Origin of the sequence: Bacillus sp. FSL K6-3458 (genome assembly GCF_038005045.1) — a bacterium.
GTDB classification, from domain to species: Bacteria; Bacillota; Bacilli; order Bacillales; family Bacillaceae; genus Bacillus; species Bacillus altitudinis.
The window spans coordinates 3471815-3496059 of the sequence record NZ_JBBOSI010000001.1 but is presented as its reverse complement, the minus strand read 5'-3'; the positions used below and the strand labels follow the sequence as shown (position 1 = coordinate 3496059).

23 protein-coding genes, 4 tRNA genes and 3 rRNA genes are annotated in these 24245 nt (G+C 42.5%); 20 read left to right on the top strand and 10 right to left on the bottom strand.

Features of this window, described 5'->3' with window-relative positions; genetic code table 11:
- The first annotated feature begins 49 nt into the window (after positions 1–49).
- Positions 50–1069 (top strand): S66 family peptidase, encoded by a 1020-nt coding sequence (locus MHH23_RS18495; RefSeq protein WP_039170182.1) that lies wholly within the window; start codon positions 50–52, stop codon positions 1067–1069.
- 38 nt (positions 1070–1107) lie between these two features.
- Here the strand turns inward: MHH23_RS18495 and gltP are convergent, their stop codons facing one another.
- Positions 1108–2358 (bottom strand): glutamate-aspartate/proton symporter GltP, encoded by a 1251-nt coding sequence (gltP, locus tag MHH23_RS18490; RefSeq protein WP_024719154.1) that lies wholly within the window; start codon positions 2356–2358, stop codon positions 1108–1110.
- A 369-nt stretch (positions 2359–2727) separates the two neighbouring features.
- Here gltP and MHH23_RS18485 point away from each other — a divergent pair.
- The 12 genes from MHH23_RS18485 (at position 2728) to tsaD (ending at position 11975) form a co-directional block, all read left to right on the top strand.
- A tRNA-Arg gene (locus tag MHH23_RS18485) sits at positions 2728–2804 on the top strand.
- A 15-nt stretch (positions 2805–2819) separates the two neighbouring features.
- Positions 2820–2893: transfer RNA gene (locus tag MHH23_RS18480), tRNA-Gly, on the top strand.
- A gap of 132 nt (positions 2894–3025) precedes the next feature.
- A 16S ribosomal RNA gene (locus tag MHH23_RS18475) occupies positions 3026–4574 on the top strand.
- 182 nt (positions 4575–4756) lie between these two features.
- Positions 4757–7687, top strand: a 23S ribosomal RNA gene (locus tag MHH23_RS18470).
- Positions 7688–7748: 61 nt separating this feature from the next.
- A 5S ribosomal RNA gene (gene rrf / locus MHH23_RS18465) occupies positions 7749–7864 on the top strand.
- Together the 16S, 23S and 5S rRNA genes with 4 tRNA genes alongside form the textbook arrangement of a ribosomal RNA operon.
- A gap of 17 nt (positions 7865–7881) precedes the next feature.
- Positions 7882–7958, top strand: a tRNA-Met gene (locus MHH23_RS18460).
- Between the two features lie 49 nt (positions 7959–8007).
- A tRNA-Asp gene (locus MHH23_RS18455) sits at positions 8008–8084 on the top strand.
- A 279-nt stretch (positions 8085–8363) separates the two neighbouring features.
- A complete protein-coding gene (gene thiL / locus MHH23_RS18450; protein WP_039170070.1) occupies positions 8364–9341 on the top strand; it encodes a thiamine-phosphate kinase in 978 nt (325 codons plus the stop codon).
- Between the two features lie 12 nt (positions 9342–9353).
- Positions 9354–9830 carry a tRNA (adenosine(37)-N6)-threonylcarbamoyltransferase complex ATPase subunit type 1 TsaE gene (gene tsaE, locus MHH23_RS18445; RefSeq protein WP_039170068.1) on the top strand — a complete coding sequence of 159 codons (477 nt, stop codon included), beginning with the start codon at positions 9354–9356 and terminating at the stop codon, positions 9828–9830.
- Positions 9811–10500: a tRNA (adenosine(37)-N6)-threonylcarbamoyltransferase complex dimerization subunit type 1 TsaB gene (tsaB, locus tag MHH23_RS18440; protein ID WP_039170066.1), complete on the top strand. Its 690-nt coding sequence runs from the start codon at positions 9811–9813 to the stop codon at positions 10498–10500. Before tsaE ends, tsaB begins: the two co-directional genes overlap by 20 nt.
- A gap of 25 nt (positions 10501–10525) precedes the next feature.
- Positions 10526–10954, top strand: a complete 429-nt coding sequence (gene rimI, locus MHH23_RS18435; protein WP_008344382.1) for a ribosomal protein S18-alanine N-acetyltransferase — start codon at positions 10526–10528, stop codon at positions 10952–10954.
- On the top strand, positions 10947–11975 hold the full coding sequence (tsaD, locus tag MHH23_RS18430; RefSeq protein WP_024719329.1) for a tRNA (adenosine(37)-N6)-threonylcarbamoyltransferase complex transferase subunit TsaD: 1029 nt from the start codon (positions 10947–10949) through the stop codon (positions 11973–11975). The genes rimI and tsaD overlap by 8 nt, the downstream gene beginning before the upstream one ends.
- Before the next feature lie 268 nt (positions 11976–12243).
- Here the strand turns inward: tsaD and MHH23_RS18425 are convergent, their stop codons facing one another.
- On the bottom strand, positions 12244–14166 hold the full coding sequence (locus tag MHH23_RS18425; protein ID WP_212361010.1) for an ABC-F family ATP-binding cassette domain-containing protein: 1923 nt from the start codon (positions 14164–14166) through the stop codon (positions 12244–12246).
- Between the two features lie 138 nt (positions 14167–14304).
- Here MHH23_RS18425 and moaC point away from each other — a divergent pair, with 138 nt between their 5' ends.
- From moaC to tatC, 4 genes are read left to right on the top strand one after another with little or no spacing between them, the layout of a single operon-like run.
- Positions 14305–14796 (top strand): cyclic pyranopterin monophosphate synthase MoaC, encoded by a 492-nt coding sequence (gene moaC / locus MHH23_RS18420; protein ID WP_026050052.1) that lies wholly within the window; start codon positions 14305–14307, stop codon positions 14794–14796.
- 15 nt (positions 14797–14811) lie between these two features.
- Entirely contained in the window at positions 14812–15465 is a 654-nt protein-coding gene (locus MHH23_RS18415) for a redox-sensing transcriptional repressor Rex (protein ID WP_008355687.1), read from the top strand.
- Positions 15466–15492: 27 nt separating this feature from the next.
- Positions 15493–15672 (top strand): twin-arginine translocase TatA/TatE family subunit, encoded by a 180-nt coding sequence (locus tag MHH23_RS18410; protein WP_008344374.1) that lies wholly within the window; start codon positions 15493–15495, stop codon positions 15670–15672.
- Between the two features lie 6 nt (positions 15673–15678).
- Complete coding sequence (gene tatC / locus MHH23_RS18405) at positions 15679–16443, top strand: twin-arginine translocase subunit TatC (protein WP_096881072.1); 765 nt, start codon at positions 15679–15681, stop codon at positions 16441–16443.
- A 39-nt stretch (positions 16444–16482) separates the two neighbouring features.
- Here tatC and MHH23_RS18400 read toward each other — a convergent pair whose 3' ends face one another.
- From MHH23_RS18400 to MHH23_RS18390, 3 genes are read right to left on the bottom strand one after another with little or no spacing between them, the layout of a single operon-like run.
- Positions 16483–17109 carry an NUDIX hydrolase gene (locus MHH23_RS18400; protein WP_268431649.1) on the bottom strand — a complete coding sequence of 209 codons (627 nt, stop codon included), beginning with the start codon at positions 17107–17109 and terminating at the stop codon, positions 16483–16485.
- A gap of 57 nt (positions 17110–17166) precedes the next feature.
- On the bottom strand, positions 17167–17361 hold the full coding sequence (locus MHH23_RS18395; protein ID WP_017366710.1) for a YdiK family protein: 195 nt from the start codon (positions 17359–17361) through the stop codon (positions 17167–17169).
- On the bottom strand, positions 17358–18092 hold the full coding sequence (locus tag MHH23_RS18390; protein WP_024719333.1) for a CPBP family intramembrane glutamic endopeptidase: 735 nt from the start codon (positions 18090–18092) through the stop codon (positions 17358–17360). Before MHH23_RS18390 ends, MHH23_RS18395 begins: the two co-directional genes overlap by 4 nt.
- 229 nt (positions 18093–18321) lie before the next feature.
- Here MHH23_RS18390 and groES point away from each other — a divergent pair, with 229 nt between their 5' ends.
- Both groES and groL read left to right on the top strand, forming a co-directional pair.
- Positions 18322–18606 carry a co-chaperone GroES gene (gene groES / locus MHH23_RS18385; RefSeq protein WP_003214120.1) on the top strand — a complete coding sequence of 95 codons (285 nt, stop codon included), beginning with the start codon at positions 18322–18324 and terminating at the stop codon, positions 18604–18606.
- Positions 18607–18662: 56 nt separating this feature from the next.
- Complete coding sequence (groL, locus tag MHH23_RS18380; RefSeq protein ID WP_340960036.1) at positions 18663–20297, top strand: chaperonin GroEL; 1635 nt, start codon at positions 18663–18665, stop codon at positions 20295–20297.
- Positions 20298–20373: 76 nt separating this feature from the next.
- Here groL and MHH23_RS18375 read toward each other — a convergent pair whose 3' ends face one another.
- From MHH23_RS18375 to MHH23_RS18355, 5 genes are all read right to left on the bottom strand, one after another.
- Complete coding sequence (locus MHH23_RS18375; RefSeq protein ID WP_327862195.1) at positions 20374–21582, bottom strand: site-specific integrase; 1209 nt, start codon at positions 21580–21582, stop codon at positions 20374–20376.
- Between the two features lie 13 nt (positions 21583–21595).
- The gene (locus MHH23_RS18370; RefSeq protein WP_007496145.1) at positions 21596–22069 is read right to left on the bottom strand and encodes an ImmA/IrrE family metallo-endopeptidase; all 474 of its coding nucleotides are present in this window, start codon (positions 22067–22069) and stop codon (positions 21596–21598) included.
- A 186-nt stretch (positions 22070–22255) separates the two neighbouring features.
- Entirely contained in the window at positions 22256–22429 is a 174-nt protein-coding gene (locus tag MHH23_RS18365) for a hypothetical protein (RefSeq protein ID WP_268359227.1), read from the bottom strand.
- A 149-nt stretch (positions 22430–22578) separates the two neighbouring features.
- A complete protein-coding gene (locus tag MHH23_RS18360; RefSeq protein WP_327862194.1) occupies positions 22579–23142 on the bottom strand; it encodes a DUF4352 domain-containing protein in 564 nt (187 codons plus the stop codon).
- 311 nt (positions 23143–23453) lie between these two features.
- Positions 23454–23828 (bottom strand): helix-turn-helix domain-containing protein, encoded by a 375-nt coding sequence (locus MHH23_RS18355; protein WP_136945032.1) that lies wholly within the window; start codon positions 23826–23828, stop codon positions 23454–23456.
- A 168-nt stretch (positions 23829–23996) separates the two neighbouring features.
- Here MHH23_RS18355 and MHH23_RS18350 point away from each other — a divergent pair, with 168 nt between their 5' ends.
- The gene (locus tag MHH23_RS18350; protein ID WP_136945031.1) at positions 23997–24239 is read left to right on the top strand and encodes a helix-turn-helix domain-containing protein; all 243 of its coding nucleotides are present in this window, start codon (positions 23997–23999) and stop codon (positions 24237–24239) included.
- Positions 24240–24245: the final 6 nt, after the last annotated feature.

Sequence of the window (24245 nt, the reverse complement as noted above, 5' to 3'; positions counted from 1 at the left end):
TCTTTACAAAGAATAGATGAGAGATTCATAGAAGGTGGAGGTGAGCAGGATGATCCAGTATCCATTTTTGCAAAAAGGACAAACGATTGGGGTGACAGCACCTTCCTCAGGTGTGCAACCCTCTTTGCATGAGATGTTTCAACTGTCTTGTGATCGGATGAAAAAAAGAGGCTATGAAGTCATATGTGGAGAGACAGTATGGCAGCAGGAAAAAGCGAAATCTGCCCCTGCAATCATACGAGCAAATGAGTTACAGCGGATGATGACTTGTCATGAGATTGACCACATCATCCCGCCATGGGGCGGACAGCTGTTTATTGAAGTGTTAGAGCATCTTGATTTCTCAGTGATGCAAAAAAAGTGGATTCTTGGTTACTCAGATACAAGTCTCCTTCTATTAGCTTTGACCTTAAACACTGGCATTGCGACAGCGCATGGACCGAACCTTGTGGATCTTCAGGGGGAAGAGCTTGATCAGGTGACGGCTATGTGGGAACAAATACTTTCCACTCCAGAGAAAAAGGACGTTACTCAATTTTCTTCTGATATGTATCAAAAGGAATGGCAGTATGACCATCCAAGCATTCATGTCTTTCATTTAACCGAGCCAACCGCATGGCGTACTGTTGATCACTTAGAGACGACGATGAAGGGAAGACTGATGGGTGGCTGTATTGATGTGATCCGGCACTTAGCTGGCACGCCTTTTGGAGATGTCAAAGCTTTTCAAGAAACATACCTGAAAGGTGAACCCATTCTATGGTATTTTGAAAACTGTGAATTAAATGCTGCGAGCATGAAGAGGTCTCTTGTTCAATTAAAACTAGCAGGCTGGTTTGATCATTGCTCTGGCATCATGTTTGGCAGGAGTGCAGTGGACACTCCTGTGGAAGGATATGAATATACGGATCTATATGAAGAATTGCATAAGGAATTACACATACCGATTGTTTACGATATTGATTGTGGACACGTACCGCCTCAAATGACCCTCATTAACGGAGCATATGCGGAGGTGCAGTTGCAACAAGAAGGTAAAGCCGTGCTGAAGCAGACATTTTTGCCATAAAAAAAGGAAAGGGCGACCCCTTTCCTTCATAAAAAACATTACATTCCTTTTGTTTCTTCACCTGCTTTTGGAACTTCCCATGCAGACTCTCGGAATACTTTTTCCCATTTAGAAACGACAATACAGGCAACCGCATGTCCAGGAACATTCACGCCTGTTCGAGCCATATCCATAATCCGGTCAACCCCGGCGATAATAGCGACACCTTCTGCTGGCAGACCTACTGCATGAGCTGTTGCCAAAAGAACAACAAGTGAGCCAGACGGGACAGCTGCAATGCCTTTACTTGTTAAAACAAGGACAAGCATCATGAGGAGCTGCTGTGATAAACTCATATCGACACCAAACGCTTGTGCAAGAAACACACAGGAAACCGATAAATATAAACTTGAACCATCGCAATTAAGAGAAAGACCTGACGGGATGACGAAGGAAACGATTCTTTTTGGGCAGCCGTATTTCTCCATCCGTGACATGAGCTGTGGAAGAACAGTTTCTGTACTTGTAGTAGAAAAGGCAACCAAAAACAAATCCCAAATCATTTTCAACACTTCGAAGTAGTTAAAACGGAAGATCAGTGCGACAAGAGGGAACAAAACAAATAGAATAATAAACAATCCTAAGAAGACAGTGCCAACAAGTTTCATCATAGGAATGAGTAAAACAATGCCGTATTGTCCGACAGAAGCTGCCATTAATGCTAAAACTCCAATAGGAGCTGTCACCATGACCATTTGTGTGAGCTTAAACATAATTTGTGCTACTGATTCAAAGAAGGTAAGGACAGGAGCGGAAGCTTTCCCAATGCCGCTTGCGGCTACACCGAATAAAATAGCGAAGAAAATCACTGCTAGTAAATCATTCTGAGCCATAACATCGATGATATTGGTTGGAATGATGTCTAAAACCATCTGTTTAAAATCGACGACCTTTTGAGTATAACCATCGAGTTCCCCAATATCTTTCTTAGCTAATTGAGAGAAATCGAGTCCAACGCCTGGCTTTAACACGTTGGCCAATAAAAGTCCGATTCCAAGAACGATGGTCGTAATGACTTCAAACCAAATGATTGTCTTTAATCCGAGACTGCCCATTTTCTTCATTCCACCGCTGCCAGCTGCGCCGATGACAATCGTAGAGAAAACAATAGGGACTACAATCATTTTAATCAATCGGATAAAGCCATCCCCAATGGGCCGCAGTGCCATTCCGAAATCAGGGAAGAAGTGGCCGATAAGAGCTCCTATCACCAAAGCGATCATGATTTGAAAAGCGACAAACTTTTTCATCATCTCCTACCTCCTTTAAATGCATGGAAAATATTAAGAATTTTCCAATAAATAAAAATTCTAGGTGACCATGTTTTGTCCTCCTTTGGATTTAGAAAGATTTTATTTAAGAATCATTAGAATTATGAAGAAAGAAATGAAAATAGGGCGATTGAAACTCTATTTATCTAACAAAAGAGCACTTCTTAAAAAACATTAAACTTTTTTAGAAAAATGTATTGACCCTTTTGTATGATCCATGGTATATTTTTATTCGTCGCTGATGACGCATCTGAAACACTGATGCTCAGACAGATACGACAAACAAACTTCAAAAAGATGTTGACTTAATAAAAACGATATGTTAAGATAATTAAGTCGCCTGATTAAGCGCCCGTAGCTCAATTGGATAGAGCGTTTGACTACGGATCAAAAGGTTAGGGGTTCGACTCCTCTCGGGCGCGCCAATAACATTTAACCACGCGGGTGTAGTTTAGTGGTAAAACCTCAGCCTTCCAAGCTGATGTCGTGAGTTCGATTCTCATCACCCGCTCCATTTTAAAAAAATGATCTTTGAAAACTAAACAAGACAAAACGTACCTGTTAATTCGAGTTTTTATAAAAAATCCTATGATACATCATAGGTAGTCAGTCAAACTGGCGAAAAGCAAAACTTCGGTTTTGTACTTTTTCGGAGAGTTTGATCCTGGCTCAGGACGAACGCTGGCGGCGTGCCTAATACATGCAAGTCGAGCGGACAGAAGGGAGCTTGCTCCCGGATGTTAGCGGCGGACGGGTGAGTAACACGTGGGTAACCTGCCTGTAAGACTGGGATAACTCCGGGAAACCGGAGCTAATACCGGATAGTTCCTTGAACCGCATGGTTCAAGGATGAAAGACGGTTTCGGCTGTCACTTACAGATGGACCCGCGGCGCATTAGCTAGTTGGTGAGGTAACGGCTCACCAAGGCGACGATGCGTAGCCGACCTGAGAGGGTGATCGGCCACACTGGGACTGAGACACGGCCCAGACTCCTACGGGAGGCAGCAGTAGGGAATCTTCCGCAATGGACGAAAGTCTGACGGAGCAACGCCGCGTGAGTGATGAAGGTTTTCGGATCGTAAAGCTCTGTTGTTAGGGAAGAACAAGTGCAAGAGTAACTGCTTGCACCTTGACGGTACCTAACCAGAAAGCCACGGCTAACTACGTGCCAGCAGCCGCGGTAATACGTAGGTGGCAAGCGTTGTCCGGAATTATTGGGCGTAAAGGGCTCGCAGGCGGTTTCTTAAGTCTGATGTGAAAGCCCCCGGCTCAACCGGGGAGGGTCATTGGAAACTGGGAAACTTGAGTGCAGAAGAGGAGAGTGGAATTCCACGTGTAGCGGTGAAATGCGTAGAGATGTGGAGGAACACCAGTGGCGAAGGCGACTCTCTGGTCTGTAACTGACGCTGAGGAGCGAAAGCGTGGGGAGCGAACAGGATTAGATACCCTGGTAGTCCACGCCGTAAACGATGAGTGCTAAGTGTTAGGGGGTTTCCGCCCCTTAGTGCTGCAGCTAACGCATTAAGCACTCCGCCTGGGGAGTACGGTCGCAAGACTGAAACTCAAAGGAATTGACGGGGGCCCGCACAAGCGGTGGAGCATGTGGTTTAATTCGAAGCAACGCGAAGAACCTTACCAGGTCTTGACATCCTCTGACAACCCTAGAGATAGGGCTTTCCCTTCGGGGACAGAGTGACAGGTGGTGCATGGTTGTCGTCAGCTCGTGTCGTGAGATGTTGGGTTAAGTCCCGCAACGAGCGCAACCCTTGATCTTAGTTGCCAGCATTCAGTTGGGCACTCTAAGGTGACTGCCGGTGACAAACCGGAGGAAGGTGGGGATGACGTCAAATCATCATGCCCCTTATGACCTGGGCTACACACGTGCTACAATGGACAGAACAAAGGGCTGCGAGACCGCAAGGTTTAGCCAATCCCACAAATCTGTTCTCAGTTCGGATCGCAGTCTGCAACTCGACTGCGTGAAGCTGGAATCGCTAGTAATCGCGGATCAGCATGCCGCGGTGAATACGTTCCCGGGCCTTGTACACACCGCCCGTCACACCACGAGAGTTTGCAACACCCGAAGTCGGTGAGGTAACCTTTATGGAGCCAGCCGCCGAAGGTGGGGCAGATGATTGGGGTGAAGTCGTAACAAGGTAGCCGTATCGGAAGGTGCGGCTGGATCACCTCCTTTCTAAGGATATATGGAGCAGCGTACGTTTCTCGTCTTGTTTAGTTTTGAAGGATCATTCCTTCAAACATGTCTCTAGCGAGACAGGATTGTTCTTTGAAAACTAGATAACAATAAGTAATACATTCACATTGAATGCAATGCAAAGTTCATCACACATAGTGATTCTTTCTAAAGTAAGAAATGGTTAAGTTAGAAAGGGCGCACGGTGGATGCCTTGGCACTAGGAGCCGATGAAGGACGGGACGAACACCGATATGCTTCGGGGAGCTGTAAGCAAGCTTTGATCCGGAGATTTCCGAATGGGGAAACCCACTGCTCGTAATGGAGTAGTATCCATACTTGAATACATAGAGTATGAGAAGGCATACCCGGGGAACTGAAACATCTAAGTACCCGGAGGAAGAGAAAGCAAATGCGATTCCCTGAGTAGCGGCGAGCGAAACGGGAACAGCCCAAACCAAGAGGCTTGCCTCTTGGGGTTGTAGGACACTCTATACGGAGTTACAAAGGAACGATATAAGCGAAGAGGTCTGGAAAGGCCCGCCAAAGAAGGTAACAGCCCTGTAACTGAAATGTTGTTCTCTCCAGAGTGGATCCTGAGTACGGCGGAACACGTGAAATTCCGTCGGAATCCGGGAGGACCATCTCCCAAGGCTAAATACTCCCTAGTGACCGATAGTGAACCAGTACCGTGAGGGAAAGGTGAAAAGCACCCCGGAAGGGGAGTGAAATAGATCCTGAAACCGTGTGCCTACAAGTAGTCAGAGCCCGTTAACGGGTGATGGCGTGCCTTTTGTAGAATGAACCGGCGAGTTACGATCCCGTGCAAGGTTAAGCAGAAGATGCGGAGCCGCAGCGAAAGCGAGTCTGAATAGGGCGCATGAGTACGTGGTCGTAGACCCGAAACCAGGTGATCTACCCATGTCCAGGGTGAAGTTCAGGTAACACTGAATGGAGGCCCGAACCCACGCACGTTGAAAAGTGCGGGGATGAGGTGTGGGTAGGGGTGAAATGCCAATCGAACCTGGAGATAGCTGGTTCTCTCCGAAATAGCTTTAGGGCTAGCCTCAAGGTAAGAGTCTCGGAGGTAGAGCACTGATTGGACTAGGGGCCCCTACCGGGTTACCGAATTCAGTCAAACTCCGAATGCCGATGACTTATCCTTGGGAGTCAGACTGCGAGTGATAAGATCCGTAGTCGAAAGGGAAACAGCCCAGACCGCCAGCTAAGGTCCCAAAGTATACGTTAAGTGGAAAAGGATGTGGAGTTGCTTAGACAACCAGGATGTTGGCTTAGAAGCAGCCACCATTTAAAGAGTGCGTAATAGCTCACTGGTCGAGTGACTCTGCGCCGAAAATGTACCGGGGCTAAACGTATCACCGAAGCTGCGGACTGTTCTTACGAACAGTGGTAGGAGAGCGTTCTAAGTGCAGTGAAGTCAGACCGGAAGGACTGGTGGAGCGCTTAGAAGTGAGAATGCCGGTATGAGTAGCGAAAGACGGGTGAGAATCCCGTCCACCGAATGCCTAAGGTTTCCTGAGGAAGGCTCGTCCGCTCAGGGTTAGTCGGGACCTAAGCCGAGGCCGAAAGGCGTAGGCGATGGACAACAGGTTGATATTCCTGTACCACCTCCTCACCATTTGAGCAATGGGGGGACGCAGGAGGATAGGGTAAGCGCGGTATTGGATATCCGCGTCCAAGCAGTTAGGCTGGGAAATAGGCAAATCCGTTTCCCGTGAAGGCTGAGCTGTGATGGCGAGCGAAATTTAGTAGCGAAGTTCCTGATTCCACACTGCCAAGAAAAGCCTCTAGCGAGGTGAGAGGTGCCCGTACCGCAAACCGACACAGGTAGGCGAGGAGAGAATCCTAAGGTGATCGAGAGAACTCTCGTTAAGGAACTCGGCAAAATGACCCCGTAACTTCGGGAGAAGGGGTGCTTCTTAGGGTGTTAAAGCCCCGAGAAGCCGCAGTGAATAGGCCCAGGCGACTGTTTAGCAAAAACACAGGTCTCTGCGAAGCCGTAAGGCGAAGTATAGGGGCTGACGCCTGCCCGGTGCTGGAAGGTTAAGAGGAGCGCTTAGCGTAAGCGAAGGTGCGAATTGAAGCCCCAGTAAACGGCGGCCGTAACTATAACGGTCCTAAGGTAGCGAAATTCCTTGTCGGGTAAGTTCCGACCCGCACGAAAGGCGCAACGATCTGGGCACTGTCTCAACGAGAGACTCGGTGAAATTATAGTACCTGTGAAGATGCAGGTTACCCGCGACAGGACGGAAAGACCCCGTGGAGCTTTACTGCAGCCTGATATTGAATGTTGGTACAGCTTGTACAGGATAGGTAGGAGCCTTGGAAACCGGAGCGCTAGCTTCGGTGGAGGCATCGGTGGGATACTACCCTGGCTGTATTGACCTTCTAACCCGCTGCCCTTATCGGGCAGGGAGACAGTGTCAGGTGGGCAGTTTGACTGGGGCGGTCGCCTCCTAAAATGTAACGGAGGCGCCCAAAGGTTCCCTCAGAATGGTTGGAAATCATTCGCAGAGTGTAAAGGCACAAGGGAGCTTGACTGCGAGACCTACAAGTCGAGCAGGGACGAAAGTCGGGCTTAGTGATCCGGTGGTTCCGCATGGAAGGGCCATCGCTCAACGGATAAAAGCTACCCCGGGGATAACAGGCTTATCTCCCCCAAGAGTCCACATCGACGGGGAGGTTTGGCACCTCGATGTCGGCTCATCGCATCCTGGGGCTGTAGTCGGTCCCAAGGGTTGGGCTGTTCGCCCATTAAAGCGGTACGCGAGCTGGGTTCAGAACGTCGTGAGACAGTTCGGTCCCTATCCGTCGCGGGCGCAGGAAATTTGAGAGGAGCTGTCCTTAGTACGAGAGGACCGGGATGGACGCACCGCTGGTGTACCAGTTGTTCTGCCAAGGGCATCGCTGGGTAGCTATGTGCGGACGGGATAAGTGCTGAAAGCATCTAAGCATGAAGCCCCCCTCAAGATGAGATTTCCCATTCCGCAAGGAAGTAAGATCCCTGAAAGATGATCAGGTTGATAGGTCTGAGGTGGAAGCGTGGTGACACGTGGAGCTGACAGATACTAATAGATCGAGGACTTAACCTATATTCTAATGTGAAAAATGAACATTGTTATCTAGTTTTGAGAGAACATTCTCTCCATCAGGTTTGGTGGCGATAGCGAAGAGGTCACACCCGTTCCCATACCGAACACGGAAGTTAAGCTCTTCAGCGCCGATGGTAGTTGGGGGTTTCCCCCTGTGAGAGTAGGACGCCGCCAAGCTTTTCATTTTATATCGTCGCGGGGTGGAGCAGTTCGGTAGCTCGTCGGGCTCATAACCCGAAGGTCGCAGGTTCAAATCCTGCCCCCGCAACCAAATTATTTTACCTATTAAATAGGGAGTACTCATTGAGTACAGCCAAAATGGTCCGGTAGTTCAGTTGGTTAGAATGCCTGCCTGTCACGCAGGAGGTCGCGGGTTCGAGTCCCGTCCGGACCGCCATTTTTATGACTTGTAAACGAAAACGTATAGTTTCGTTTTTTTTTTATGTCTTTTTCTTTCAATAAGTATCCTAGATGCAATGAAACTCCTTGTGTTTGGCTACACTAAATGTGATAAGAAAAGATCATGACTTCAACAAACAACGCCTGGTTTTTTTATACCAGGCTTTCTTTATATCGTTTTTAGTTGGAACCGAGGCTCATATTCGCTACACTAATACTAACTGTGTCTGACATCATGTTTGCTCAATCAGTTGATTGTATGAAGGGGCTGTCTTTTATGGATGAATTTGATCTTATTCGCCGAATTACACCAAAAGAAACGCATCAGCGTTCTTTGGTCATGGGCATCGGTGATGATGCTAGTGTTTATCAACCTCATTCACATTGTGAAGAGGTCGTTTGTGTTGATACAATGGTAGAGCATGTCCATTTTCGATTTGATTTTTCCACACCCTTTGAGGTTGGATTTAAAGCGCTGGCAGTGAATATCAGTGATATCGCAGCCATGGGAGGGACCCCTAAGTATTATCTTGTATCAATCGCGATCCCGCCTCATGGGGATGAAGCAATTGTCGCAGCTTTTTACGAGGGAATGAAAGCATTGGCTGACAGATATCATATGGATTTAATCGGTGGAGATACAGTAGCCACCCGCAGTGACTTTGTCATTACAGTAACGGTCATTGGTGAGATTCTAAAGGGAACAGCCTGTTACCGTCATAGTGCTCAGACAGGAGACATTGTCTTTGTCACAGGTGAACTAGGTTCATCAGCTGCTGGGCTATCGCTTTTAATGAATGAAGTAAATGCTGCACATTCGATTGACACTGCTTTTTTTCTAGAGCGACACAAAATGCCGCAGCCGCATATTGCTGCTGGCCTTATTTGTTCAAGCTTCCCCCGGGTGACCTTGAATGATGTGAGTGACGGATTAGCGAGTGAGTTAAACGAAATAGCGGAAGCCAGTCGTGTGACGATTGAAATTGAAGCTGATCAGCTCCCAAAACATCCACATCTACCGTTGTTACATAAAGAATGGCTTGAATGGGTCTTGTTCGGTGGAGAGGATTTTGTCTTAACTGGTACGATCCCTGAAACGGATTGGAAGCGATTTGAGACGCAATGTAAAAAAGAACACATTCAGGTCACGCGTATTGGACAAGTCAAAGATGATCGAGCGTCCAGCGTTATTTTAAAAGACCATGATCAACAAACAATTTTAATGAAAAAAGGATATAATCATTTTAAGAAATGAGGTGACTCCACCATGAAGTTAACGTGGACAACAAAAGGTGCGGATGAGACGAAACGAATTGCTGCTGCCTTGGCTACACTTGTGAAGCCCAGCGATGTCTTAACATTAGAAGGAGACTTAGGCGCAGGTAAAACGACTTTTTCAAAAGGTTTTGCAGAAGGCTTAGGTATTACCCGTATCGTCAACAGCCCTACTTTTACAATTATTAAAGAATATACGGATGGCAGACTGCCACTTTATCATATGGATGTGTATCGTATGGAAGATGCGGAAGAAGATATTGGACTGGTCGAATATTTTGAGGGGGAAGGTGTATGTTTGGTTGAATGGGCACATCTCATTGAACCTCAATTGCCTTCATCGTATTTAAAAATTGAAATGCTGAGAACAGAACGTGAAGAAGAACGTCATCTCACGTTTTATGCAAAAGGGGAGCGCTACGAGGCCCTTTGTAAGGAGATGAAAGACATTGACCATACTGGCAATTGATACGTCAAACCATACACTCGGAATAGCTCTTGTCCGTGATGACACTGTGGTTGGGGAAAGTATTACGTACTTAAAGAAGAATCATTCAGTACGTGCAATGCCGACAGTTGAAGCATTGATGAAAGAATGCGGCGTAGCACCGAACGAATTAAGCAAAATTGTTGTAGCCAAAGGACCCGGTTCTTACACTGGCGTTAGAATCGGTGTGACCATTGCAAAAACACTTGCTTGGACGCTGTCTATCCCGATAACTGCTGTTTCAAGTTTAGAAACGCTGGCGGCAAATGCTCGATATTTTGATGGAATGATTTCTCCTATATTTGATGCAAGAAGAGGACAAGTTTATACAGGGTTATATACATTTGAAGGTGGAAAGATAAAAGAAGCGAAACCAGATCAAAATATCCTGCTTACTGATTGGCTTCAAGAGCTGAAAAAGGAAGGGGACTCTGTTTTATTTCTTGGACATGATGTGCATCTTCATCAAGAGAATGTTCTCTCCATACTTGGAGAAACTGCTGTGATCGCAGACGAGGCATTTCACAACCCAAGACCTTCAGTGCTCGCATTTTTAGGGGCAGACCGCCCTTCTGAAGATGTCCATCAGCTTGTTCCTAATTATATTCGTTTGGCAGAAGCGGAAGTGAAATGGCTTGAAGGACAAAAATAATCTCAACACAGTAGAGATGCGAAGAATGACAGTAGAGGACATCCCAGAGGTATATACGATTGAAGTGCATTCGTTTACAGCGCCTTGGAAAAAAGAGTCGTTTGTCTATGAAATTCTCCATAACCAATACAGCCATTATTTCCTCATTGAAGAAGATGGTCAGCCTGTTGGGTATTGCGGCGTTTGGATTGTCATGGATGATGCACAAATTACGAATATTGCGATTCTCCCTGAGCACCGGGGAAAAGGATACGGGGAAGCGCTGCTTCGATATGTCATGGAATTTTGCAAAGAAAAAAAGACAGATCATCTTTCACTAGAAGTGCGGGTATCAAATACGCCAGCACAATCCCTTTATGAAAAGCTAGGTTTTAAACCAGCTTCTATTCGAAAGAATTATTATACGGATAACGGGGAAGATGCATTAGTCATGTGGGTGAAGATAAATGAGTGAAAAAAAAGATCGATTCATATTAGGTATAGAAACAAGCTGTGACGAAACAGCTGCGTCCATTGTGAAAAATGGGAAAGAGATTGTAGCGAATGTTGTCGCCTCACAAATAGAAAGTCATAAACGATTTGGCGGCGTGGTACCAGAAATCGCTTCAAGGCATCATGTGGAACAAATGACGATCGTATTAGAAGAAGTCATGACGCAGGCCAATATGACCTTTCAGGATTTAGACGCCATTGCTGTGACAGAAGGTCCGGGCTTAGTTGGTGCACTTTTGATAGGTGTCAATGCAGCCAAAGCATTGAGTTTTGCACAACAAATTCCGCTTGTTGGTGTTCATCATATTGCTGGACACATTTATGCGAACCAGCTCGTTGGTGAACTGGTGTTTCCTTGTTTAGCTCTAGTCGTCTCTGGTGGGCATACTGAGCTTGTTTTGATGAAAGAGCATGGGTCTTTTGAGGTCATTGGTGAAACGTTGGATGATGCGGCTGGAGAAGCGTATGACAAAGTAGCTCGGACAATGGGTCTGCCATATCCAGGGGGACCTCACATTGATCGATTGGCACATGAAGGGGAGCCAACGATTAAGCTTCCTCGAGCATGGCTTGAAGAAGGGTCTTATCATTTTAGCTTCAGCGGTTTAAAATCAGCGGTTATCAACACACTACACAATGCGTCTCAAAAGGGTGAAACCATTGCGCCAGAGGATTTGGCTGCAAGTTTCCAAGAAAGCGTGATTGAGGTGTTAGTCGGAAAGACATTAAAAGCGGCTGAAGCGTATGGTGTGAAACAAGTCGTTCTAGCTGGCGGGGTTGCTGCCAATAAAGGTCTTAGAGAAGCCCTTACTTCAGCATTTGCGAAGCTACCTGAAGTGAATGTCATGATTCCGCCATTGTCTCTTTGTACAGACAATGCAGCCATGATTGCTGCTGCGGGAACCATTGCATTTGAAAAGGGAATAAGAGGCGACATGGCAATGAACGGTCAACCTGGACTGCCGCTTGTCTCCTATGAATAAGAACTCCTGTGGATATACAGGAGTTTTTTCTATTGAAATGAAAGCGATTTATTCACATGTAAACGTTATATATCCACAATTGTTAGAAAATTCGTTTTAAAATGAAGAGAATGTGTATAAATGTGTTCTTTTATGTGGATATGTGATTAAAATGCTGTGGATAAAGTGGATAACTTTAAAATATTTAAGAATAATCAAGATGTTATTGTGGGTATCATTGTGGATAAAGATTCTCACCTTAAAAAAAGAGCACCCGTTAGGGCACTCTTTATGCATCTGATAGATCTTCCCATTCCGCAAAAAGTGATTCCATCTCTTGATTGAGCGCATCATTTTCTGTTTGAATGGCTTGTACTTTCTCGTGATCTTGGAAAATAGCAGGATCACATAGAAGCTCTTCGTTTTCACCGAGCTTGTCTTCGATGACAGCGATACGCTCTTCAATTTCTTCAATTCGGCGCTGCTTTTGTCTTTCTTTCTTTTTGAGTTCTTTCTCTTCTGCATAGGAAAGTTTTGCTGTTTCTACTGGTTTTTCTGCTTGTTTTTTATGCGTCTCCTGAGTTTGGAGTGCTTCAAGCTCTAATTGTTCGTTTTTCTTTTCAAGATAATAGTCGTAGTCACCGAGGTATTCTTTTGTTTCATTTGGTGAAAGCTCAAGTACTTTTGTTGCCAAGCGATTGATAAAGTAACGGTCATGCGAAACAAACAAGATGGTGCCTGGATAATCAATTAGTGCATTCTCTAATATTTCCTTACTGTCTAAATCAAGATGGTTCGTCGGTTCATCGAGAATGAGGAAATTGGCTTTTTGGAGCATCAGCTTTGCCAGTGCAAGTCGTGCTTTTTCTCCACCACTTAAAGCATGTACAGGCTTTAAGACGTCATCACCTGAAAAAAGGAAGTTTCCTAAACAAGTCCGAATGTCTTTTTCAGTCATATGGGGATAATCATCCCAAAGTTCATTTAACACTTTCTTGGAGGATGTCAGCTTGGCTTGTTCCTGATCATAGTAGCCAATCGTCACATGAGAACCAAAGCTGATATCGCCTTTTACTGGTTTTAACGTATCCGTTAAGGTTTTTAAAAGAGTTGATTTCCCGATACCGTTAGGACCGATGAGTGCCACGCTATCCTCCCGTTTAATATGAAAAGAGAGGGAGGAGAGGAGCGGCGTTTTTTCATCGTAACTAATATCGAGATCATGCACCTTCAGCACGTCATTTCCGCTTTGCCTCATAATATCGAAATGGAAGTTTGCGGATTTTTCATCTCCTAACGGCTTATCTAAACGATCCATCCGTTCCAGCTGTTTCCGCCTGCTTTGAGCACGCTTTGTGGTGGAGGCTCTTGCTAAGTTGCGATCCACGAAATCTTGAAGCTTCGAAATTTCTTCTTGTTGTTTTTCATACAGCTTCATATCACGCTCTAGCTGCTCAGCTTTTTGGTCAAGATACTTACTATAGTTCCCAGCGAACTTTTTCATCGCTGTTCTTGACACTTCATATACATGGTTCACGACTTTGTCTAAGAAGTATCGGTCATGGGAAACGATGAGGATGGCTCCTGTATAATTTTGCAAATACTGCTCAAGCCATGATAAGGTATCAATATCTAGATGGTTGGTTGGCTCATCCAAAATCAAGAGTTCTGGTTTCATCAATAATAGCTTTCCAAGCGCTAGACGGGTTTTCTGACCGCCGCTTAAGGATTGGACGGTTGTATGGTCTTCAAAATGACTAAAGCCGAGTCCGTGTAAAATGGAGCGGACATCTGCTTCATATTGATAGCCGCCTTGATCTTTAAAAGCTTGCTGCAGTCTGTCATAGGTTTTCATTAGAGAATCTAATTCTGTTCCTGTGGAAGAAGCCATTTTCTCTTCTATGGTTCTCATCTCTTGTTCCATTTCTTTTAAATGATCGAAAACGGATAGTAGTTCGTCTTTTAGCGTACGTGTAGACGTCACATCTGTATGCTGTGCTAGATATCCAATGGATAGGTCTTTCGGTTTGATGATCTCACCTTGTTCGTAAGACATTTGACCGGCAATGATTTTTAAAAGCGTGGATTTTCCTGCACCGTTACGACCGACAATGGCAATACGATCCCTCGCTTTGACTTCCAATTTTATATTCGTTAAAACGGTATCAGCGCCAAACGATTTGGACAGCTGATTCACTTGTAGAATCATCATGTAACTTCACCTCTGCTATAATATGTTAAGTGTAGCTTATCAGCAGTAAACCGGCAAATCTTACATACGGCTGCCATGGTCAAATGAAAGACAGATAGGAAAAAATAGTGTATGATTTGAGTGAGGGAGCGTTGAAAGATGAGTCAATTTAGCCACTTTAACGAACAAGGAAGAGCAAAGATGGTCGACATTAGTGACAAATCGTCTACAGTGAGAACTGCCGTTGCTGTTTCAAGCGTTCGTATGATAAAAGAAGTATTTCATCAAATACAAAAGCATGACATTGGAAAAGGGGATGTATTATCTGTCGCACAGGTAGCTGGCATCATGGCAGCAAAGCAAACGTCCAGCATCATTCCAATGTGTCATCCGCTTGCATTAAAAGGTGTCGATATCTCCTTTGATTGGGAGGAAGACGGAAATGCGTACATTCTGAACATACAAGTACAGGTGAAAACAAAAGGAAGTACGGGTGTGGAGATGGAAGCGCTCACTTCTGCCTCAGTATGTGCACTGACCGTTTATGACATGTGCAAAGCAATAGACAAAGGGATGATCATCGGCCCGACCTATCTAGTAGAAAAAACAGGCGGGAAAAACGGTGATTTTCACAGAGCATCTGATATTTAAGTTGGAGGATCTTATATGAATATAGACCAGTCAAAAATTCCACAAGCGACAGCCAAACGTTTGCCGCTTTACTACCGTTTTTTAAAAAATCTGCATGCATCAGGAAAACAAAGGGTGTCATCGGCAGAGCTTAGTGATGCAGTCAAAGTGGATTCTGCCACCATTCGCCGAGATTTTTCTTACTTTGGTGCACTTGGGAAGAAAGGGTATGGCTATAACGTCGATTACCTCTTGACCTTCTTTAGAAAAACCCTTGACCAAGATGAAATGACGAATGTCATGCTCATCGGTGTCGGGAATTTAGGGACTGCTTTTTTACACTATAATTTCATTAAAAATAATAATACAAAAATTTCAATGGCTTTTGACGTCAATGAGAGTAAAATAGGAAGTGAGATAGGCGGCGTGCCTGTCTATGATTTGGATAAGCTTGAAGAGCATGTGCAAGAGGTAGGAGATATTCCTGTTGCGATTTTGACAGTGCCTGCCGTAGCAGCTCAATCCATTACAGATCGTTTGATTGCCCTTGGCATCAAAGGAATCCTTAACTTTACGCCGGCTCGATTGAATGTGCCGGAACACATTCGAATTCATCATATAGATTTGGCGGTTGAACTTCAGTCTCTTGTGTATTTCTTAAAGCATTACTCTGTTACACAGGAGGACTGACGAAAAGGGGTAAAGGGGGTGGAGCAAATGGGTCCGATCGGTCCTGGAAGTTTGGTTCTGATTGCGGTTGTTGCGCTCATTATTTTTGGGCCGAAAAAGCTTCCTGAATTAGGAAGAGCAGCAGGAGATACATTACGTGAATTCAAAAATGCCACAAAAGGTTTAGCTGATGATCAGGAAGAAAAAAAGAAAAAAGAAGATCAGTAGAATAGGATGAGCTTCATGAATGTCAAAGATATGCCGCTTATGGAGCATATTGTGGAACTGCGAAAACGTTTAGTGATCATTGCGATGTTTTTTGTCACCTTTATGGTGGCAGGTTTTTTTCTCGCTAAGCCGGTCATTGTGTATTTACAAAATACCGATGAAGCGGCCACACTGACATTGAACGCATTTAAGCTCACAGATCCACTGTACGTGTTTATGCAGTTCGCTTTTGTCATTGCTCTTGTTTTGACGTGTCCCGTGATCTTATATCAGCTTTGGGCGTTTGTGAGTCCTGGCTTATATGAAAAAGAAAGAAAGGTGACACTTGCTTATATTCCGATTGCACTGCTTTTATTTCTGAGCGGTGTGGCTTTCTCTTATTTTATTTTGTTTCCATTTGTCGTCGATTTTATGATACGGATGTCAAATGATTTACATGTGGAGCAAGTGATTGGGATTCATGAGTATTTTACATTTCTGATGCAGTTAACACTTCCATTTGGCTTTTTGTTTCAGATGCCTGTCGTGTTGATGTTTCTCACTAGACTTGGTATCATTACACCGATGTTTTTATCAAAAATACGGAAGTATGCCTATTTTGTCCTCCTTGTCATTGCCGCACTGATTACACCGCCAGAGCTCGTTTCTCACCTCATGGTTACCTTGCCAATGCTCGTTTTGTATGAAGTGAGTATTGTCATTTCAAGAGTGACCTATCGCAAAATGCAGCAAACAGAGACAGAGGAGAAAGAAAATGATGTTGTCTCATAAAAAAGCATCGTGATCCAAATAGGGGTCACGATGCTTTTTCTATTGTGAAAGAAATTGATTGATTGCTTCAAAGAGATGCTCATAATAGGCAGGTTCATGCGGGACAAAATCATGTACATGGACCTCTCTCTTTTCCTCACGTCGCTTGCCGTCTGCATCCACTTCAAAGCCCTCGATTTTCATTTTTTCGCATTCTCTATTTAAAAGCTGCTGTGCATCCATCAGCCTTGCTCTATAAAGTCCAGCAACTTCTTCTTTCTGTAGATGGACATCCATGTGCTCTTTTTGATCCATATAAAGATACACATGGCAAAACTCACGATCGGTAAACGATGGCATATGGATTTCATCTTTCATGACACCAGCAAAGGTAAGGTTCTCAAACGAGATGGAAAGACCAAGCTCTTCTTCGACTTCTCTGATGCCATCAGAAGGCTGTTCATCTGCGAGAAGGTGGCCTGCTGCGGTGATATCAAGTAGAGAAGGGAAATCCTTTTTGGAGGGACTCCTCAGCTGAAAATAGAGAAACACTGTGTCATCTTCCTTTTTTAAAAGCCAGAAATGAAAGGTTTCATGCCAAAGGCCCTCAGCATGGATATCAGATCGAGCGGCTGTACCAATCGTTTCATGCTGATTGTTCATGATGTTCAGTTTTTCGTGTTCCATGAAAACATGACCTCCATAAAAAAACCATTTTCCAAACGGCGGAAAATGGTTTTTGCTTTATTTTTGCTGCTGTTTTTTCATTTTGACAGAAAAAGCAAACATTTTTAACGCGATATTGATATTATAGGCCGCAAACACCATCAGCAAAATGCTGTAAAATGACCACATGTCACCTGGATTTTGAATGGCCATATAGGTGAACGCCACACCTACGGCAAAATAAATAATGCCCCATACGACAGGGTTTCTCATGAGAAAAAGCCTCCAATAATCATTTGCATTGTTTGAGATTGTTCTTCAATCATTTTTCTTACTGGCTCAATCTGCACAAGGATAACGAGCGAATTCATCAGCATATGAGCACCGATTGGCACAATGATTCGTTTTGTTTTCGCATATAAAAAGGCAAATGTAAAGCCCATTGCGGTATAGAGCAAGATATGTGGGAAATCATTGTGTACAGCAGCAAAAACCACTGAACTGACAAGTGCGCCAATGAAAAAATTCGTTTTTTCATAAACCACACCAAAAATGATTTTTCGAAAAATGATTTCTTCTAATATCGGTCCAATCAGAGCGATGACGATTACAAGCCATGGAACTGCATCCATAATGGCTAAAATGTTTTGAGTATTTTCGGATTCTCGGCTAATGCCAAATGCATATTGTTCAATCGCCCCCGCAATGGATTGTGCAAAGAGGGAAAGAAAGAAACCGCCAATGATCCAAGCGATTGCCACGCCGACTGATGCCGGTGCTTCATTTCGAAGTGAAGCTTTTGGTACAGTCCGAAGGATGAGCAGAATAATGATTAGTCCAATACAGAAGCTGATGATTGTCCATGTTCCTGACAATTTGGAGAGCTCTGCTTGTGTCATCGGTGTCTGAATGTAACCTAACCACTTCATGATGAACACATACGGAAACGCAGAAAATTGCACCAATATATACGTTAAGATGATGTACCAATATTGTTTTTTCAAGTAACGAAAACCCCTTTACTAAAAGAACTAGATTTATTGTAACACAAGTCTTCTTTTTCGTTGAAAAGGAAAGAATCGGTGATAAAAAAAGATCATGAAAGCGTAAAAATTTTTAAAGGTTTTTACTTGAAATTACAGAAGACATTCTTTATTATAATAAATGTGTTAGCACTCGTTGATGATGAGTGCTAAAAAAGACTACATATAAAAATTGAGGAGGTTGTTTCTTATGTTAAAGCCATTAGGCGATCGCGTAATCATTGAACTCGTTGAATCTGAGGAAAAAACCGCTAGCGGTATTGTCTTACCGGATTCTGCAAAAGAAAAACCGCAAGAAGGTAAAATTGTTGCAGCAGGTTCAGGTCGTGTACTTGAAAGTGGTGAGCGCGTTGCGTTAGAAGTAAACACAGGCGACCGCATTATCTTCTCAAAATATGCAGGTACTGAAGTGAAATATGAAGGAAAAGAATATTTAATCCTTCGTGAAAGCGACATTTTAGCTGTTATTGGTTAATCACATAAACAAAGATTGAGATATATTTCTAAAAAGACTGAGGAGGTTTCGTTATTATGGCAAAAGATATTAAGTTCAGTGAAGAAGCACGTCGTGCGATGTTACGTGGTGTAGATGCACTTGCAGATGCTGTAAAAGTAACTTTAGGACCTAAAGGACGTAATGTGGTTCTTGAGAAAAAATTCGGTTCTCCACTTATCACAAATGATGGTGTAACGATTGCAAAAGAAATCGAATTAGAAGATGCATTTGAAAACATGGGTGCAAAACTTGTGGCAGAAGTTGCAAGCAAAACAAACGATGTAGCTGGTGACGGTACAACGACTGCAACAGTTCTAGCTCAAGCAATGATCCGTGAAGGTCTTAAAAACGTAACAGCTGGTGCAAACCCTGTTGGCGTTCGTAAAGGAATCGAAGAAGCAGTGAAAGTAGCACTTGAAGGCTTACACGAGATTTCTAAACCAATCGAAGGTAAAGAATCAATTGCTCAAGTTGCGTCTATTTCTGCAGCAGATGAAGAAGTCGGCAGCCTAATTGCTGAAGCGATGGAGCGTGTAGGAAACGACGGCGTCATCACAATTGAAGAATCTAAAGGTTTCACAACTGAGCTTGAAGTGGTTGAAGGAATGCAGTTTGACCGTGGATACGCTTCACCATACATGGTCACTGATTCTGATAAGATGGAAGCGGTTCTTGAAAATCCTTACATCTTAATCACTGATAAAAAGATCACAAACATTCAAGAAATCCTTCCTGTACTTGAGCAAGTCGTACAACAAGGAAAACCATTATTGATCATTGCTGAAGATGTAGAAGGCGAAGCACTTGCAACACTTGTTGTGAACAAACTTCGTGGAACATTCAACGCAGTGGCTGTAAAAGCACCTGGATTCGGTGATCGTCGTAAAGCAATGCTTGAAGACATCTCTGTTCTAACAGGCGGGGAATTAATCACAGAAGACCTAGGACTTGACCTGAAATCAACTGAAATTGGTCAGCTTGGCCGTGCGTCTAAAGTGGTTGTTACAAAAGAAAACACAACGATCGTAGAAGGGTCAGGAGATTCTGCTCAAATCGCAGCACGCGTGAACCAAATTCGTGCGCAAGTAGAAGAAACAACTTCTGAATTCGATAAAGAAAAATTACAAGAACGTCTTGCAAAACTAGCTGGCGGCGTTGCTGTCATCAAAGTTGGTGCTGCAACTGAAACAGAACTAAAAGAGCGTAAACTACGCATCGAGGATGCACTGAACTCAACTCGTGCAGCAGTTGAAGAAGGTATCGTATCCGGTGGTGGTACAGCACTTGTGAATGTATACAACAAAGTCGCTTCCATCGAAGCTGATGGTGACGTTCAAACAGGTGTGAACATCGTTCTACGTTCTCTTGAAGAGCCAATTCGTCAAATCGCTCACAACGCAGGTCTTGAAGGATCAGTCATCGTTGAGCGCTTGAAAAACGAAGAAATTGGCGTAGGCTTTAACGCAGCAACAAACGAATGGATAAACATGATCGAAAAAGGAATCGTTGACCCAACAAAAGTCACTCGCTCTGCACTTCAAAACGCAGCTTCTGTAGCAGCTATGCTTCTTACAACTGAAGCAGTCGTAGCTGACAAACCAGAAGAAGGCGGCTCAGGCGGCGGAATGCCGGATATGGGCGGCATGGGCGGCATGGGTGGAATGATGTAAACACCCTCGAAAACCCCTTGAAATATAGGGGTTTTTGTTTTGTCTTTATAAAATTGGTCACAATTTGGTCACGGAACTATGAAGATTGGATTTTTAATGAGAGATCATTAACAAATGAATTAAACTTTTCTGATGTTCTTTCTCTCACTTTTTTTGTAGTGTGTAAATAAACTCTACGAGTTATATCATCATTCCCGTGACCAAGTATTTTTTGAATTTCTTCAAGTGGTACATTTGCTTCTGCGGCTAATGAAGTAAATGTATGTCTAAATGTATGCTGAGTTATTTTTTTGTTTAGATCCATTCTTTTTAAAATTCGCCTCATACGTGTATCGAATTTCTTTATGTTTTCTGGATGACCATCTGCTCGTGCGAAAATAAAGTCTTCATCACTAAACGTCCTGCCATTCGCAAATGCTATTTTTGCTTGTTTCAGTTTCAGTCGTTTAAGTAGAGCGGCCAGAAAGTCAGACAAAGGAACTTCTCTTATAGCTGCAGGTGTCTTTGGTGTTAAAAGCTGATAGTCACTTGCTTTATTAGAAGGGCAGAACAATGTTTTGGTTATCCGTAATGTCTTGGTTTCATCCTCCAGGTCTAAGTCTTTCCATTTTGCTGCAAGTCTTTCTCCAGCTCTAGTACCTGTAAATGCAGCCGTACAAAAATATTCAAAGTCGAGAAGAAGACCGTGTTTTTCAGTGAGATCAAGAAACTGCACAAGTTCATCACCTTCTAGGAAGTTTTCCACTTCATTTGAAGATTCTATTTGTTCGACCGTGACTTGTGGTTTTTGAGGTTTTGCAAATTCAGTCGGACTTTTTAAAATAATATCTTCTTGCCGAGCATACTTGAAAATCATGCTTGCGGTAGTGTGAATGCCGCTTATTGTATTAAATGAATATTCTTTGGAATTTAGGTAATCTAAAAAATCCTGATAAACAGAACGATTAATATCTTTTATTTTCATATGACCGAAATAATCGACAAGATGGTCTATTTCACTTTTTCTTGCTCGAAGTGTACTGATTTTAACTGTTTTCTGATACTCTTTGTACCAGAGTTTCTGCAAATCAGAAAACAGTATTTTCTCTTTATCCAATACTAATCCAGAAGACAACTTTGATTTTAGCTGTGAATATGCTTCTTCTGCTTCTTTTTTAGTTTTGAATCCTCTTCGTTTAATTTGTCTGCGCTTGCCAGTCCTCGGATCATGGCCATCATCCATTACAAAATACCATGTATAACCTTTAGCAGCCTTTTTTGATTTTTCTTTTTTGTAAGCAACCATTAAAATTCTCCTCTCAATAATATTTGATTTTATTGTAATACAGGCACAGCCTGCGTTTTGCAAATTCACAAGTGACTTTAAAGATGTCCGCAACAAGAAGCGCTGCTTTGTTTTGGTCAGGTGGCAAACTCAAACTTTTCAACATAAAACTTGGTACACAAAAGTGATATGCAAAATACGTTGCCTGTCTCTCGTTGTATTCATTCCATGTGCGGGGCATAATTTTGATATCGTTCTCATGTCTGTATATATGACACAATTCATGTGCGAAATCTAACCATTGCTCTTGCCTCGTTTTTCTTTTATCTAGAACAATCACATATTTATTAAGTGCCCGGAAACCAAAGCTTTTTTGCGGACTGAATCTTACGTTTAAACCCAAAGATTCGGCAATCTGTTCAAAATTAATTTGATGAGAGTGTTGAATATTAATACTTCTGTAGAGATCTTCAATCCATTCTTCTAAATGACTTTTGACATACCCCATGATGAGTTGATCCCCTCCAAAATATCTATATTTTACTTTGGGAAAAATATGGTCTTTCATGTAATTATAGGAGAAGCTTGTCATATTTTGTACTGGAAATAGAGACCAATTTTCTGCAAACTTCGACAAAATTTAGAACGTGTGTTCTGTTTTTGGTTTTAAAAAATAGCCCGATGTTACAGGGCGTTATTCAGCTTTTTTCCATTCTATGTCTTTAAAAAAGAAGATCGCTGTGAAACTTATGATGATGATTAGAAGGACAATATTTTCTTTGATGTCTGGTCTGTAGAAGTATTGGTGATAAGTCCAAAAAACTGCACCGATGATCATAAAGAAAAGCTGCAAGAAGAAACCAAACATTACATCATTCTCCCGTCCAGAATATATCAGCCTACCCAAAACCATTATTTGTATATATTGTATAACTTTTATGATATTTCAATTTCAGGATAAAATCAATATAGGGAATGTATGTTCTTGTTTTGTTTTTAAAAAAGAAGCCCGAAGGCTTACTTAGATAATTTGATTGTGCCAGTCTGAGTGCCAAAAACGCCAGTCTGTACTTCTAATTTCAAATCTTCAGCTTCCGCTACTTTTGCAGGGACATCAAAAACAACTTTACCCTTCATTTCAACATCCGGGTTTAAATCTTGCATTAAAAAGCTGTTATCAATTGATCCATCTTCTTTTTGGTTAGCTGATATACTGGCAGTGGAATCAGCTTCATATGTCTTTTTCCCGCGTTTAAGTTTGAAGAATGAGGCATCGACCATGATCTTTTCATTTCCGGTATTTTTTAAATCAGCTTCAATGATAAGGTATTTACCATTCGCAGTTTCCGGGGCAATTGAAGGACCCACTTTTTCAGAAGTTGATTTTGATTTAATGTTGTATACCATATCACCAACTTTAACATCGGTGTTCATTTTAGCTTCCTTAGTTTTCTTTTTGTCTTCTTTTTTCGTTTCTTTAGATGACTCACTGTTACTAGCAGAAGAAGTGTCTTCTGATCCGCATGCTGCAAGTGCAAGTGTTAAACCCAATGCTAAAAACAATACAAGTAATTTTTTCAAAACAAATTCCCCTTTTAAACATAATTTTTATATAAACGATCAATCTCTCTATCTACAGATCGGTATATACTCATTCAATATTTCAACAAATATCGAAAATTTTTACATCCTTATACAAGATTTATACTGTAAAAATTACAGCAGAACCTTCAATTGAGAAAAAATGATTGTAGACTCTACTGTAATTTTTACAGTTGAATGGTCGTTCAATTGTAGGTATTACTGTAATTTTTACAGCAGAACCTTCAGCATTAATTAAACTAAACTAAACTAAACATAATAATAAATATTTATATATAAGCATTTTTGAATTATTTGTTGCGGCCTTTATTTTTTTTTAATTCTTCTAGAATGTACTCCAAAACATATTCCTGCATCTCAGGTGTAATTTTTCCGTCAGAAGCAGCAATGAATGTCTCAGGACTGTCTAATACCTTTAATGCCTGATCCATCAAGTCACCCTTGTGAGGATTTGAAGAAGAGTTAAGTTCTTTTCCCGTTAGCAGATAGTCAGTTGTTACTTCAAAAAACTCCGCTATTTTGATTAATGTTTCATAATCGGGATTTCTAAAACCACGTTCATAATTGGATAAATTCTGATGTGGAATGTTTAATTTATCAGCAAGAGCTTTTTGTGTGAGTTTTTTAGCTTCTCTCAAAGCTCTTATGCGTGCTCCCAGAGCCATTTTTATTCCTCCAAGATATTCATACTTTCTACAAATTGTACAACATTCTTCAATATGAGTAAAAAAAATAAACGAAAAGTATAATTTTTTATTGACATATACGAAACGAAGAATTAATATAGGGTTAACAGCAAGTTCTTCAATTCGTATATAAGGGGGTGTATCTACATGAAAGTAAATGAAAAGTTACGCAACATTCGTAAATCAAAGGGAATGACTCAAAAATTCGTAGCGCAAGAACTAAATGTCCCTATAGCTACTTACAACTCATATGAACTTGGCAGACGAAAGATTCATGTTGAATTGTTAAAAGATATTGCTTGTGTATTAGACGAACCGATCCAAAATTTTTTTGTGAACAAAATATACGAAACGAAGAATTATAAGGATCAAAAATCAAATACCGCATAGGAGGTT